The following is a 13,370-nucleotide window of genomic DNA, read 5'->3' as shown; positions in this document are numbered from 1 at the left end:
GAGCCTGAAGATTCTTGAGAACGCACTGGCAGACCAGACCAGCAATCTCCCCGGCCCGGTCCGAGTGATGGGAGCAACTCCGAAGACATCGTACTTCAGTACGCGGAACAACACATCGCTGAGCCTACCTGTTCAAGCCGGTAGTCGTTCAGTCCTGAGCGCCTTAGATCCTAGGAAACGATCACATGGATGGCGGCCAATACGTCGCCGCAACTGCCCGTGTATTCCCGCCGCTGACACGCTTCACCCGGATGCAAAGACGCTTTTCGCGCGCCAGGTACCATTTCCGTGCGGTGAATCGACCTGGGGGTTCGGATGGACCACCGGCGGAAAGACGAAACGGCAAAAGTCATGACACTTGGGGGTGAACTTTCGGGCAATGGGGCGCCGGGGCCGAATTCCCTTGAATCATTGACATTACGACCTGTTCCGGGCCTTCGGGGAGGAGCAGATGCACCCATGTTGCAGATCTGAACGCGGGTTTTCACGGTCTCAGAGGACGGTCAGAGACACCGGAATCCTGCCTTTTCCCCATTTCCGGCCCCTCGGAGCGTTGCTGCCCGGGAAGATCAAGCCGTCGGGTTCTCGGATTGAATGGGTCCTGCGCGCATCCAGGACCCGGCCTGCTCCGCCTCCTGCGCCGGACCTGCCCGGACCCATGCATAGGCCTTCAGCGCCAATCGATTGCGTCCTCCGGCCGGCACTCGAAAGGATCCAGACGGGCCGGTCTCCAGCCCGGGTGCGCGCGCCTCCCCGACAGGTCGGCCTGCACGGGCCGGGGTTTGCAACCGGGGGCGCCCTTCGGAAGTTTCGGAGAGACATGTGCCCCCGCCCCAGGCGCGCATGGTTGCAGACTGCAACGCCATGGGAATTTTTTTACTAGCCGATTGGGATCATTGGGCGGCGCTATGGTTGGAAAGCCGGGCAAACGCGCATTACCCCCGCACCCTTCGCCCCTGCCCTGTCACCCCCGATAAGCCGCGCTTATCGAATTTTACTAATCAACATACTTCTTGGTTATTCCTAACCGCTGGCGAGAGCGCCCTTCGGATGCTTTGGCATTGTATCAGGGCCGTGGCATAGATTGTGTTGTTTTCACTGGTAATCGTTGACTGAAGGAATGAACCTCCCCGGGTTGACCCGCGCCAGTTTTGCCGGAGGCTCCAACTCTTGAGTAGGGTGGAGCATCATGAGTATCGGTCTTCATTCCCGTTTTCCAAGCGCCGCAAGGGCAGACATGTGGCGAGGAAGATCACTGCGCGAATGTAAAAAATCGACGATGATGACCTGCTCAGGTCGTTCCAGAAAAACAACAAAATGCTCTCCGGCGCGGAGGAACCTCAAGTCCCCTGCATCATCGACAAGACTGGCGCAACTGCGGCTATGGACTCGTCCGTCGACGATGGCTTTGCAACGCTCAAGCAATTCTGCTTCGTAGCGTTCTGCCTGACGGGCACCAAATGTCGCCATCGTCCAACGAGCGATCTCTACGAGGCTGTTTTCCGCGCGCCGCGTCAGGCGAAATGATCGCCTCATAGAGTGCTGCGGGCTTTCGCGAATGCACGGTGGATGGCGTCTTCGCCGGTTCCGTCTGCCAGATCACCGGTTTTGGCCTGGTGAAGTCCCTCCAGAAGCCCTTCGCGAATTCGCACAAGTTCCGCTTCTTCGGTTTCCAGCAATCGCAGCCCGGCGCGCATAGCTTCGCTGGCGTTCTGGTACCGGCCAGAAGCAACAAGTTGTTGTATCAACCTGTCCTGGGTCTCTGTCAGTACAACGTTTCGCGTTACCATAGCACATTCCTTTGTTGGCAATATATGCCACTCCAGTGAGCAAACAAGCCCGTATCTGTGCTTCGTTGCTATGCAGCCTGAGCGCTCATTCTACCATAGATACTACGCTCAAGGTGCAGGTCCCCTGCCCCAGCCTTCCTCACCATTCCACGCAGGTAACCGCCAGGTGAACCGATCTCACCAGCACAGTGTTTCTCGAAAACCAGGACAAACGCGATCGTGGCCGATTGTGCGCCAAGCTGTTCTTGCGCTTGACGCCATGTATCATTTGTGACGCCGATCATTGGTCTAAACTGTCCGGCAAGTCGGTAGAGGTCATGCCAGTTTCTAAGGTGTCCCCCCAAGGAATGTGCCCAAGATGCAAAGTTCGGGCATGCAAGCAAAGCTGTGGACACTTTCAGGGAGGGGTTGCGCAGGTCCGTGCTTGGCGGTTGCAATCCTGTCTTCCCCCTGTCCCACTGCGGTAAGGCTTCCTGACAAGGCGCCGACACTTCACCCTCGTTTTCTTCTAAGCAACTACTAATTACTAGATTGAGTTGTTTTGTAGTTGGTATGTGGGGTTCAGAATTGGTCTTCTTGGGGTCCATTTCATGGACACTCGTGGATCTGAGTGTGCTCGCATCCAGAGTTGTTTCCGTTTCATCATCAGGGTCCCTGCCATCCAAGTATGCGGCATCAACTCGATCCTTGAGAGCCGTCAACTCGGCCAACAGTTTCAACAACAACTCAGATGACGTCTTGCGACGCGGCAACCGCTGCAGAAGCTCTTCAAGCAAATCTTTGAAGTGGGCCCAAGGGCCGTTCAGCCCCTCACTGAGCGCGCCCTCAATGCTTGCGCGGACCATCCGACGGGTCACGGTCACTTGGCGTTTCAGACGCAGACAAAGGCTACGTTCCGCCTGTACGTCCTTCCATAGGGCCTCGAATTCATGGGCGCGCGCGGACAGCGGTGACAAATCGAAGCCATAGGCCTCGACAATCACGCCGTCAGAATCACGGCGCCCCCAGCGCTTGCCATTGGTACTATCCTTGAAAGCAATCACCCCAAACTCGGCCAGACGACGGGCGTGGCGCTTAAGCGCGGACAGTGAGAAACCTGTTTGCTCCACCAGGTAGGCATTGGATGGCCAAACAATCGGACGTCGCCCATCCTCCCAATCCTGAGGCTTCGTAAATGCTCCTAGCGTATCCAGCAGCAGGATATCGCTGGATTTGAGACCAATGTGAGCCCCTACCCGCTTTACTGCCGTAAATGCACGAGTCTTCGAGACAGCGGACTTTTCGCCCGCCTCAGCGTGGCGTTCCGCGTTTACCATATCAATCGATGCCTTCCGCCAACCGGAAGGACGACTGATATTGGATACATGGGTACGGGTCTGAGACATGGCTGCCTCAGGTGCTCCAAACGGAGCTGTGCCAGAATTTTCCATTGTTTCGCATACAGACAAGAAATACCCGTTCGCTCAGAAGCGTTTTTTCTTGTGCAGAGATTCGGTGATTGCTACGCTCTAGGTGTCTAATCTAAGAACTGCGCTTTGCGCTGTAGCCCTCGAAGCTCCGGTTTCGGGGGTTTTTCTTGTTTGCGTCCTCCTTTCTGCTCTGCCTCAGGTTTCATCCGACCGGTTTACAGCTGTAAACTCGGCGTAGGATTTCTTGATGATCTCGGACAGGTTCTTGTCCAGCCAGTCCGCAAATGCGGCGTTGTCGCCGGTGCGCTTGGCTGACAACGATACAGATCCCGGGCCGGACTTGATGGTCACCCCATTGACTGGCGAGACTTCCGACGGCCCGGTCGCTGGGCGTGGCCCTCGCTTGGTGGCCTCTTTCAAAAGCCGGTCAAGGCGGTCGTCCGAAGACACATCCGCCTCACTTTCACCAAGCAGGTTCTTGGCGCTGTCCTCTGACAGTTTCCCGGCTTGGAAAAGCTCGGCAAGTTCTGTCCATTTGGGCCGACCCGACCTTGGAGCCGCGCCAATCAGATCACCGACACCGCGCGGCACGTTCTGGACCACCTTCATCAAGTGAGACAGGCTCGAAGCAGATAGATTCAGGACCTGCCTTGTCGTCGCCATATCATGGCCGGCGTCCTGGATTGCCTCGGCAAAGCGCGCTTTCTCGTAGAACGACAGGTTTCTTCTCGCCGCATTTTCCAGTCCCTTGGCAAGCAATGCTGTGGCGTCGTCGACATCCTGGACGTTTGCCCGCACCTTGATGCCAAGCTCGCGACAAGCCTTCAGGCGCCGCCGGCCATAGATCGCCTCAAAGCGATCTCCCGACTTGGCTCTTCGGACGAGGATTGGAACCTGCTGTCCGCCATCACGAATACTGCTCTTGAGCGCCTCGAAGCTTTCGTCGTCATCGTCGGAGTTTACAGTTGTAAACTCGTTCATCCTGTCAATTGGGCCCCAGTCGTCGATCAGTTCCGCGTCAATCTCGCGAATTGCTGCAAGAGATCCTTGAAGCGCCCCAAGAACTGGCGCGTTGGTCTTTGCCGCCTTTTCGCCCGAAGAGGGGCTCGACCGCGCAATCGTGTTGGCAATGCCGGCCATGTCCTTGAGTGATTTTCGGGCCATCAGGAGCGTCCCCAAGCTTGATGGATCATGCGTTCGACTTCGTCGCCCACGGCATCCATGGATCGCTTGGCACGATCATAGGTTGCGCGCGTCATTTCCGATCGCACGACCTCGTAGATTGACTGTTTGAGCATTGTGGCGTCGCTGATCGCCGTGCTTTTCAGTGCGGTTGCAGACATGACTCGATCCTGAAACAGGGCTCTCATGAACGATGCCAGCTGTTGCGACGGGATATCCGTGGGCTCATCGCGGGTGATAAGAAACTTGAAGTGATCGTATTGAAGGGTCGCGCCAGCATCCTCGATGACCTCCATATAGGCTCCAGCCAACTCCAGGAATTGCGCGGTGGATGAAACGTCCAGCATCGAAGGGGTAAGAGGCACGATCAGCGATGTGGCGGCCGCCATGCCCGCAATCGTCAAGAAGCCAAGTTGGGGTGGGCTGTCCATGAGGACGAGGTCAAAATCGTCTTCCACTTGCTCCAAAGCGTTTCGGATGCGGGTGAAAAAGGATTGATCCGGATTGGAGTGAACTGCAGATTCCGTTTCGAACTCGGAGAGGATCAACCGCGACGGCGCAATCGACAGGCCCGGAAAATAGGTTGATCGCACGACATCTCGCATAGGGGAGGGGGCGTCATAACGGATTGCATCGTAGACAGTCAGCCCATCAAACTCAATCTCTGGGCTGATGCCACACATCGAGGTCAAAGACCCCTGGGGATCGAGATCGACCAGAAGAACCCTGTAGCCACGCAAAGCGAAATAATGCGCAAGATGAATTGTGGTCGTGCTCTTGCTGCTGCCGCCCTTGAAATTCATCAACTGCCAGATCTGCAATTTTTCGTCACCAGACCGCCGAGGCAGATAGCGCCCTTTTCTCCGCGAGGCTTTTTCAAGAATGCCGCGAGACTCCCAGATCTCTTGTGCCGAGTAGTAGCGACGACCTCCTCGAATGTCTCGAGGCTCAGGCACCGTTCCTTCCGCATGCACTTTGCGCATGAACTGCCCTGACACCCCAAGCAACTCGGCGACTTCGGGCGCCGAGAAGGTGCGCAGAGACTTGGTATTGTCTGGAGCAAATGCAGCGAGCAAGTGTTCCCGGATGGCGGCATTCAAACGTTCCGAAATCTCGGTAGCAAGGATGGAAGGCCGCCCTGTAGACAATGGTGTCACGGGAATCATGTGGTTGCCTCAATTGCGAACATGTGGACTTTTTCGCGCCACTTGGGGTAAATGAGTTCGAATCACCCCCCTAAGTCAAGCATTATCGACGATGTAGTGGGCGGATGGATGCAAGCCAACTAAATACGCCATCTAGAGAGTGCACCATTTACAGCTGTAAACGCCAGATTCATGGTTCACTCCCTCTCCCATGCAGTAAGAACAATGAAGTTTTCCCATCATGAGTCGACTTCTGCCTACCTACCCCAACACTCAACCGAACGATGTTTTCGACAGGGGCAGGAAATGGGCCGACGCCCCTACCGTCATCGCCAATAGGGGTCGCAGTTCAGGTATCGCTCGCACGCATCAACCGACCGACACGACGATGCCCGACGCTCAAACCAAGCTCCTTCAACTCTTCGGTCATCCTTGGACGGCCGTGACCGTGTTGCTTGCCGGGGATCTGCCAATGCCGGTATTCTTGCCGCCTCCCGGTCATGTGGAGTCCGGCAATTTCCGTTCACCTATGAAGTCCAGAAATCTATCCACGGGTCCAGAACGATGGTTCCGCTTCCAGACCGCAACCGTCATCAGTGGCTCGTGAGGGTCTGAAAGCGGCACCATGGTCACATCGGTGCGCAGGAATCTTCGCACTCCCTCGGTATGTACCGTGAGGCCCATGCCACATGCAATCAATCCAATAATGCCGCTGGTATCATATGCTTCCTGGGTTACTTTCGGAATGAAACCAGCCTGCCGGCACATGGGGAACAGATAAGCCTGAAAATGCTCCCATTCCTTTGCGGGGCCAAGCACGAAGTCCTCGTTCGCAAGCTCTTCCAAGCGAACGGACTCGCGCTTGGCCAATGGATGGGATGAATAGACGATACACACGAATTTTTCGGATTGAATCGGGAGCTGCTCGAGGCCACTTTCTTTTATCGGGCCCGTGACAAAGGCGATGTCCAACTCGTCGTTCCGCAGCCTTTCGAGCTGATAAATCGTCGGATCCATATGTGGTCTCAACACGATTCCGGGTTCGCGATCCTGAAATTCTTTCAGAAGGCCGGGCAGTCTTCCGGATATCGCCATGTCCGTATAACCGACACGAAGCGCACCTGCCCGACCTTCGCTGACAAGCCGGACATCGGTCACGGCATTTTCAAGGGAACGCCAAATATTTTTGCAATCCTTTAGAAATCTCTGGCCAGCGGGAGTGATCTCAACCTTTTTGTTGCTGCGTTCGAAAAGAACGACGCCGAGGTCGGTTTCAAGGTCGCGGATTGCACGGCTGATGGCGGGCTGTGCGATACCGAGCCGCTCGGCGGCGCGCCGGAAATGCTGTTCCTCAGCGACGGCGATGAAGTAGCGCAGATGGCGGAAACGAAAATTCATGATAACTGCTCGGCATCAAATGTGAAGCAATCGATATTGTACACGTAAACGTCGCTGCTGTCATAATCACGCGATCGAAACATGCGAAATGGGAGGATTCCATGCATTTTTTTCGTTCACGAACCTTTGCTGCATCGCTGATGGCGCTGAGTATTTCGGCATCCGCAAGCTGGGCGGCAGACATCACGATGAACTTCGGATTCGGTGCGCCAGCGGACTCGACCTACGGTCGATTCGCTGCGATCTTCAAGGATCGGGTCGAGGACTACACCGATGGTGAAGTCGAAGTCAGGCTGCGCTGTTGCAACCAAATCTCCAGCGAAGACGAGGCATTCAAGGCGATGCAGCTTGGCACCGTCGACGGATTCGTCATCACCTCGAACAATGTCTCGCCGCATTGGCCGTTGATGGATGTCACGGTGCTTCCGTACATTTTCCGCGACACCGATCACCTAGAGAAAGTGGTCGACGGGCCCGTGGGTGACTTCATGAAGCAGGATCTGCAGACCAAGACAAGCGTTCACCTACTGTCCTTCGGACCCGCGCTTTATCGCGACTTCTACAACTCGGTACGTCCGGTCAACTCGTTGGCCGATATGGACGGGCTGAAGGTGCGCGTGCCCAAGAACGAGGTCATGCTGGCCACCTTCGAAGCGCTGGGGGCAAACCCGGTGCCGCTGGCCTGGTCCGAGACCCCGACCGCGCTTCAGACCGGCACCGTGGATGGCGGTGATAACGGCGCGTCCTTTATCAAGGACCTCAAGTTCTTCGAGTTTGAACCGCACCTGGTGGTTCTTGAACACTTCGTGGCCATGATTCCGCTCTTCGCATCGGATCGCTTCATCAAAAAGCTGAACGATGAGCAGCGTGAAGAGGTGCTCCGCGCAGCTACCGATGCGGGCGCTGAATTCCGCAAGCTGGTCCAGTCCGAGACGGACGAAGTGCGCAAGTGGCTCGTTGAAGAGGGCGGCATGGCGATCACCTTTCCGGACAAGGCAGAATTCATTGCCGCGACCGAGAAGGTGCGTGCCGAATTCGCGGAAAGCCGCGGATCGGACTTCCAGGATCTGCTCGAGAAGATCAACGCAGCCGCGGAATAATTCCTAGCAACTGCGGCGGTCACGCCTGCTCCGGCGCGAGGCCGCCACTCAACCCCAAATAAGGGAGGACGCTATGAGTGTTCTCAAATGGCTGGAACGCCATATTGAAGAAATGATCTGCTGTATCTGTCTGGCGGTCATCGCAGTCAGCGTCTTCGCCCAGGTGGCCGCAAGATACGTCTTTGATGTCGCTCTGCACTGGACTGAGGAAGTCGCCGCTATCAGCATGGTCTGGGCGGTTTATATGGGCGCTTCGCTCTGTATCCGCGAACGGTTCCACATCCGCATCATGGTTGTAGTCTCGGCACTGCCCGCAGCAATGGCCCGGGCGATGATCATTCTGGCAGATTTGTGCTGGGCTCTGTTCAGCCTGTTCATGCTGAAGATCAGCTGGGACTACCTGGCGGTTCTTTGGACCTTCACCACAAAAAGCCCGAGCCTCGGGATCGACCAGTTTTACCCGCAATCCATCCTCTTCATCGGATATGCGGCTATGCTTTACCGATTGATCCAGATCTATGTTCTCTGGTTGGGCGGCGGAGCCAAAGGCTTGCCCGGCATGCTCGACGAGGACGGGGACCGAAGCCTCGAAGACGAGGAGGCCCACATATGAGCCCGCTTCTCATCCTAGCCATTGCTTTTGTCATTCTGACCATCATTGGCGTTCCGCTTTTTGCCTCGGTGGGCCTGACGACGCTGCTGGCGCTCTTTCTCATCGACATCCCCTACACGCTCATGGCGCAGACCGGTTATTCCAGCCTGACACCATTTCCACTCCTCACTATCCCGCTGTTCGTTCTGGCAGGCCGCCTGATGGAAGTAGGTGGCATGGCGAACCGCATGATCGGTATCGCCACAACTCTTGTCGGCGCCTATCGCGGCTCGATGGGGTTGGTGTCGGTCTTTGCCTGCATGCTATTTGCTGCGCTGTCCGGCTCTGGTCCGGCAACCACAGCGGCCATCGGATCGGTTACGGTCCCGGCGATGAAGAAAGAAGGCTACGACGTGCCCTTCGCCGCGTCGATCGTGGCCAGTGCCGGCGCCCTCGGCAGCCTGATCCCGCCTTCCAACCTCCTGATTATCTATGGGCTAGTCTCTGACACATCGATCCCGCGTCTGTTCCTTGCCGGGGTCGTGCCGGGCATCGTGGTCACGTTGCTGCTCATGGTCGTCACATACATCATCGCGCGGCGCCGTGGATATGGCGGTGACGGCGACCGGTTCACCTGGGCCCCGTTCCTGCGTGCGGCATGGGAAGGCAAGTGGTCCATCGGCGCGCCAGTGCTGATCCTCGGCGGCATCTACGGAGGCGTCTTCACGCCAACCGAAGCGGCAGGCGTCGCGGTGTTTTATTCGCTGTTCGTAGGATTGTTCATCTATCGCGAACTAACGATCAAAAAGGTCGTCTCAGCCCTTCGGTTCACGGCACTTCTGACCGGCATCCTTATCCTGATCACGCCGACGCTGGCCTTTGGACAGCTCACCGCATTCTACGATGTGCCGACGGCTGTGCAGGAAGGGATCACTTCGCTCACCCAGAATCCGATGCTTGTGCTTCTGCTGATCGGGATCTTCTACATCTTCATCGGCACATTCATGGAATCACTGGCGCAAATCGTTCTGTTCACTGCGGTGTTTCTGCCGCTAGTCAGTTCGTTGGGCGTAGATCCGGTCATGTTCGGCATTTTCACGGTGATCACCTGCGAAATCGGTTTCCTGACCCCGCCGCTGGGCGCAAACCTGACGGTCGCAGCGCGTATCTCGGGGATCTCGATCGAGCGGATTTCTGTGGCAGTTCTGCCTTTCATCCTTGCCTATGTCGTTGGGATGCTGGTGCTGATCATCTTCCCGGACCTGACAACCTTTCTTCCCAACTGGTTGTATGGCGTGGCCAAATAGGCCGCGTCATGCCCTGCACATGACGAGCAAAAAACGATGGAAGACATCACGATATACGACGCCAGGCGGATCATCACGATGGATCCGAACCGGCCCCATGCAACCCATGTAGCGGTTCAGTCGGGACGCATTCTCGCCGTGGGCGGACCGGATTGCGCCGAATCCTGGGGCAAGCCCGTCCGCCACGACCGAAGACTGGCCGACACGGTGCTCATGCCGGGTTTCGTCGAAGGCCACGCTCATCTTATGGCCGGCGGCCTGTGGGCCCATGCTTACGTCGGTTTTCATGACCGCACAGATCCAGACGGCCGACTCTGGCCGGGCCTGACCTCGATAGACGCTGTCGTGAACCGGCTGACGGAATATGCGGAACGGCTCGACCCGCATGAGCCACTGATCGCATGGGGGTTCGATCCGATCTTTTTCGCGGGCGAGCGGATGAACCGTCATCATCTCGACCGGATCAGCCGCGACCGTCCTATCATCGTGTTGTTTTCGAGCCTCCATCTGCTTTGTGCAAACTCGGCGACGCTGGATCTGGCCTGCTACGGGCGCGAAACCAGCGTCGAAGGGGTCATCAAGGACGCCGACAACCTGCCAACTGGCGAATTACAGGAAATGGCGGCGATGTTTCCGGTGCTGCGCCGTCTGAAGCTGGACTTCCGCGACTTGTCTCAGACCGAAGAAGCGATCCGGGCCTTTGGCCGGATGGCCTGCCGCGCCGGGGTCACGACAATAACCGACCTCTATTCAACCATGGAAGACTCGGATCTGGACCTCCTGTTGCGCTTGACCAGCGAGCCGGATTTCCCGCTCCGCATCGTCCCCGTTCTCGGCGCGGGCGGCGCACAAGCATCCGAAATCGCTGCCCGCGCCAAGGCTCTGGAAACAAGAAGCCAGGACAAGCTGAGGCTAGGAGCGGTGAAATTGATGACCGACGGGTCGATCCAAGGTTGGACCGCGCGGGTGAAATGGCCAGGGTATGTTGGCGGGCAGCCCAACGGATTGTGGAATGCCGCACCGGATCAAATCTTCGAACTCTGCGAGGTCATGCAGCGCGAAGGTGTTCAGATGCATATCCATGTGAACGGCGACGAAGCGTCGGAACTCGGGATCGACGCTCTTGCCGCCGCCCTGCGAAAACATCCCGGCCCCGAACTCCGCCATGTCCTACAGCATGGCCAGATGATGGGAGCCGATCAGTTCGCCCGCTGCCGCGAGTTAGGGATCGCGGTCAATCTCTTTGCCAATCATCTTTGGTATTTTGGTGACCAGCATGCGGCTCTCACCATTGGCGAGGACCGGGCCCGACGCATGAACGGCTGCCGCGCCTGCCTCGATGCCGGAGTCGCGCTCGCCATCCATTCGGATGCACCTGTCACCGCGTTGGGGCCACTCTTCACCGCCTGGTGCGCGGTCAACCGCCGAACAGCGAGCGGGCGCACGCTTGGGCCGGAACAGCGCATCTCGATCGCCGAGGCGCTCTACGCGATCACCCTAGGTGCCGCTCATACGCTCAGGCTTGACGGTGAAGTCGGGTCGATCGAAACCGGCAAGGCCGCCGACTTCGCGGTGCTGGGAGAGGATCCGGAAACGGTTGCCCCCGAGGCCCTTTGCAATGTGCCGATCCTTGGCACCGTATCCGGTGGCGTCGTGCATCTGCCATGACTGGACCACGTCTTCCTCTTACTGTCATCGGCGGATATCTGGGCGCCGGAAAAACGACACTGATCAACCGGTTGCTTGCGGACCCGCAAGGTTTGCGGCTCATGGTGCTGGTGAATGATTTCGGCTCAATCAACATCGACGCCGAGTTGCTGGAGAGCGCGGAAAAGGACACGCTGACACTGACCAATGGGTGTGCCTGCTGCACGCTCGGCGGCGATCTCTATATGGCGATTGCAACTGTTCTCGATCGCTCCCTCCGCCCGGACTGTCTGCTGATCGAAGCCAGCGGGGTGGCCGATCCGAAGAAGATCGCCAATGTCGCGATATCCGAACCCGAGATGCAGTACGGTGGAATCGTAACGGTGGTGGATGGACAGACCTTGGACGCGCTGTCGGATGATCCGAAAATCGGGCCGCAATTTCGCGACCAAATTGCCTGCGCGGATGTACTCTATGTCAGCAAGACCGAACGGTCACCGGTGGACGTGGCCACGAATGTGCGGAGGTTCAATGATCATGCGACCGTGATACAAAGCCCGGGCGCTAACATCTCCAACCTGCTGCTTTCGGATGTCGGCCCCCGGAGTCCGGAGAGCGACGGCGCAGGCCATCAGCATTACACGCACTGGCACCATGAGAGCGGCCGGGCTTTCTCCAGACAGGAAATCGAAGAAAAACTCAAAACGCGACCAGCCGCGCTGTTTCGAATCAAAGGATTCGTCCGCGACACAGTAGGGGGCGGCTGGCTTGTTCAGGTCGTTGGCCGCGACGTGGAATTGCGCCCGATTTCGGACATCAAGAGCACGCGGCTCGTGGCAATCGGTCCCTCCGCAGAGATTTCTGTGCAGGACTGTGAAGGGTGGTGGACCTACCGCACGGCGCCGGCTCTGGACGCGAAAGAACACCGGTCATACAAATTGGACCGTCCTCTCGGATAGGAGCGCACGGTCCAGATACAACATGGCAATATTCGTTCTTTTCGTTGTAGGCGTGCCACCAATTCAGACCCGACGGCGAACGCCCGTTCGGCCTGAAAAGTGGATGCCGTACGCTTGAATCGGTTCGCCTACGGCCAATCGTCACGGTAGTCGCGGCATGCCATGGTGCCGGATGCACCCGGACAAACCCTCGCCCAGACCGCCAGCGCGACGACGGCGACTATGGTTAGACTTTTGGTGCGGCTTGTCGGAGGCCCAAAGCTGGTCGCAGTCAACGAACCAGTTCCGCACTGGTGGCCGGCTAGGTCCTGCTGTCCGAACGAAAGGCCGCGGATCCGATTGGTTACGCACGCCCTCGTTCGGGGCAGGGAAGATCAGAACCCTTCCGAGGGATCGTTTTCCGACGTATAGCAGCCGATCAATGACTTGAGCTATGCCCGAAAGTTGGTGACGGCGTGATCAGGCGGAGGTTGGAAGTTGCTTGATGCCGTCTTCGAAGGCAATCCCCTGAATGATCTCTGGTAAGCGGTTCGCGCCATTGAGCTTCCGCCATTTCGACTGCGCCGACATCATGAGCCGGAATGCCATCGCGAGGCCGGTTTTCCGGCTCAGGCAACCCCTGGTCTTTCCGGTCCGATGCATGGCGGCAGATCCGGTCGAGCGTTGTTACCCCATCCTCGCCGCGGTAGCTGAACCTGGGATCGAGCACCGGCACGTAGCGTGAGAAGGTATCGACCACGGTCAGAACCCTGATCTTCCGGCCGGTCGCGAGCTGATCGTGCACGAAGTCCATCGCCCAGACATCGTTCGGCCCGACGGCTTCCGCACGGTCCTCCCTGAG

The 13,370-nt window shown here is 57.6% G+C and carries 11 protein-coding genes and 3 pseudogenes; 5 read left to right on the top strand and 9 right to left on the bottom strand.

The genetic code is table 11. The features are described from left to right. Positions 1-1,203: 1,203 nt before the first annotated feature. From AB0T83_RS19190 to AB0T83_RS19160, 7 genes and pseudogenes are all read right to left on the bottom strand, one after another. Complete coding sequence (locus AB0T83_RS19190) at positions 1,204-1,536, bottom strand: type II toxin-antitoxin system RelE/ParE family toxin (RefSeq protein ID WP_366194827.1); 333 nt, start codon at positions 1,534-1,536, stop codon at positions 1,204-1,206. Continuing rightward, complete coding sequence (locus tag AB0T83_RS19185) at positions 1,533-1,790, bottom strand: type II toxin-antitoxin system ParD family antitoxin (protein WP_366194826.1); 258 nt, start codon at positions 1,788-1,790, stop codon at positions 1,533-1,535. The genes AB0T83_RS19190 and AB0T83_RS19185 overlap by 4 nt, the downstream gene beginning before the upstream one ends. A gap of 68 nt (positions 1,791-1,858) precedes the next feature. Beyond that, complete coding sequence (gene repC / locus AB0T83_RS19180; RefSeq protein ID WP_366194825.1) at positions 1,859-3,175, bottom strand: plasmid replication protein RepC; 1,317 nt, start codon at positions 3,173-3,175, stop codon at positions 1,859-1,861. Positions 3,176-3,394: 219 nt separating this feature from the next. Then, entirely contained in the window at positions 3,395-4,363 is a 969-nt protein-coding gene (gene repB, locus AB0T83_RS19175) for a plasmid partitioning protein RepB (RefSeq protein WP_366194824.1), read from the bottom strand. Then, entirely contained in the window at positions 4,363-5,547 is a 1,185-nt protein-coding gene (repA, locus tag AB0T83_RS19170) for a plasmid partitioning protein RepA (protein WP_366194823.1), read from the bottom strand. Before repA ends, repB begins: the two co-directional genes overlap by 1 nt. 343 nt (positions 5,548-5,890) lie before the next feature. Further along, positions 5,891-5,971: pseudogene (locus AB0T83_RS19165) on the bottom strand (IS3 family transposase); the annotation flags it as partial. Between the two features lie 53 nt (positions 5,972-6,024). Continuing rightward, entirely contained in the window at positions 6,025-6,924 is a 900-nt protein-coding gene (locus AB0T83_RS19160) for a LysR family transcriptional regulator (protein WP_366194822.1), read from the bottom strand. Positions 6,925-7,025: 101 nt separating this feature from the next. Between AB0T83_RS19160 and AB0T83_RS19155 the strand changes: the two genes are divergently transcribed. The 5 genes from AB0T83_RS19155 to AB0T83_RS19135 all read left to right on the top strand — a co-directional run bounded on the left by AB0T83_RS19155 (position 7,026) and on the right by AB0T83_RS19135 (position 12,529). Next, positions 7,026-8,024 carry a TRAP transporter substrate-binding protein gene (locus tag AB0T83_RS19155; protein WP_366194821.1) on the top strand — a complete coding sequence of 333 codons (999 nt, stop codon included), beginning with the start codon at positions 7,026-7,028 and terminating at the stop codon, positions 8,022-8,024. A gap of 73 nt (positions 8,025-8,097) precedes the next feature. Beyond that, entirely contained in the window at positions 8,098-8,637 is a 540-nt protein-coding gene (locus AB0T83_RS19150; RefSeq protein WP_366194820.1) for a TRAP transporter small permease, read from the top strand. Then, entirely contained in the window at positions 8,634-9,923 is a 1,290-nt protein-coding gene (locus AB0T83_RS19145; RefSeq protein ID WP_366194819.1) for a TRAP transporter large permease, read from the top strand. The genes AB0T83_RS19150 and AB0T83_RS19145 overlap by 4 nt, the downstream gene beginning before the upstream one ends. Before the next feature lie 36 nt (positions 9,924-9,959). After that, on the top strand, positions 9,960-11,591 hold the full coding sequence (locus AB0T83_RS19140; protein ID WP_366194818.1) for an amidohydrolase: 1,632 nt from the start codon (positions 9,960-9,962) through the stop codon (positions 11,589-11,591). Next, positions 11,588-12,529 carry a CobW family GTP-binding protein gene (locus tag AB0T83_RS19135; RefSeq protein WP_366194817.1) on the top strand — a complete coding sequence of 314 codons (942 nt, stop codon included), beginning with the start codon at positions 11,588-11,590 and terminating at the stop codon, positions 12,527-12,529. The genes AB0T83_RS19140 and AB0T83_RS19135 overlap by 4 nt, the downstream gene beginning before the upstream one ends. A 459-nt stretch (positions 12,530-12,988) precedes the next feature. Here AB0T83_RS19135 and AB0T83_RS19130 read toward each other — a convergent pair. Beyond that, a pseudogene (locus AB0T83_RS19130) lies at positions 12,989-13,171 on the bottom strand (IS256 family transposase); the annotation flags it as partial. Beyond that, positions 13,146-13,370, bottom strand: a pseudogene (locus tag AB0T83_RS19125) (integrase catalytic domain-containing protein); the annotation flags it as partial. The pseudogenes AB0T83_RS19125 and AB0T83_RS19130, both read right to left, overlap by 26 nt.

The sequence above is a fragment of the Meridianimarinicoccus marinus genome (genome assembly GCF_040689105.1).
GTDB lineage: Bacteria > Pseudomonadota > Alphaproteobacteria > Rhodobacterales > Rhodobacteraceae > Meridianimarinicoccus > Meridianimarinicoccus marinus.
This window is presented reverse-complemented; position numbering and strand designations above follow the sequence as displayed.

Excerpts from the sequence above, each read along its gene's own strand:
- AB0T83_RS19190 (WP_366194827.1), bottom strand. The coding sequence starts at position 1,536 with ATGAGGCGATCATTTCGCCTGACGCGGCGCGCGGAAAACAGCCTCGTA.
- AB0T83_RS19185 (WP_366194826.1), bottom strand. The coding sequence starts at position 1,790 with ATGGTAACGCGAAACGTTGTACTGACAGAGACCCAGGACAGGTTGATA.
- repC (WP_366194825.1), bottom strand. The coding sequence starts at position 3,175 with ATGTCTCAGACCCGTACCCATGTATCCAATATCAGTCGTCCTTCCGGT.
- repB (WP_366194824.1), bottom strand. The coding sequence starts at position 4,363 with ATGGCCCGAAAATCACTCAAGGACATGGCCGGCATTGCCAACACGATT.
- repA (WP_366194823.1), bottom strand. The coding sequence starts at position 5,547 with ATGATTCCCGTGACACCATTGTCTACAGGGCGGCCTTCCATCCTTGCT.
- AB0T83_RS19160 (WP_366194822.1), bottom strand. The coding sequence starts at position 6,924 with ATGAATTTTCGTTTCCGCCATCTGCGCTACTTCATCGCCGTCGCTGAG.
- AB0T83_RS19155 (WP_366194821.1), top strand. The coding sequence starts at position 7,026 with ATGCATTTTTTTCGTTCACGAACCTTTGCTGCATCGCTGATGGCGCTG.
- AB0T83_RS19150 (WP_366194820.1), top strand. The coding sequence starts at position 8,098 with ATGAGTGTTCTCAAATGGCTGGAACGCCATATTGAAGAAATGATCTGC.
- AB0T83_RS19145 (WP_366194819.1), top strand. The coding sequence starts at position 8,634 with ATGAGCCCGCTTCTCATCCTAGCCATTGCTTTTGTCATTCTGACCATC.
- AB0T83_RS19140 (WP_366194818.1), top strand. The coding sequence starts at position 9,960 with ATGGAAGACATCACGATATACGACGCCAGGCGGATCATCACGATGGAT.
- AB0T83_RS19135 (WP_366194817.1), top strand. The coding sequence starts at position 11,588 with ATGACTGGACCACGTCTTCCTCTTACTGTCATCGGCGGATATCTGGGC.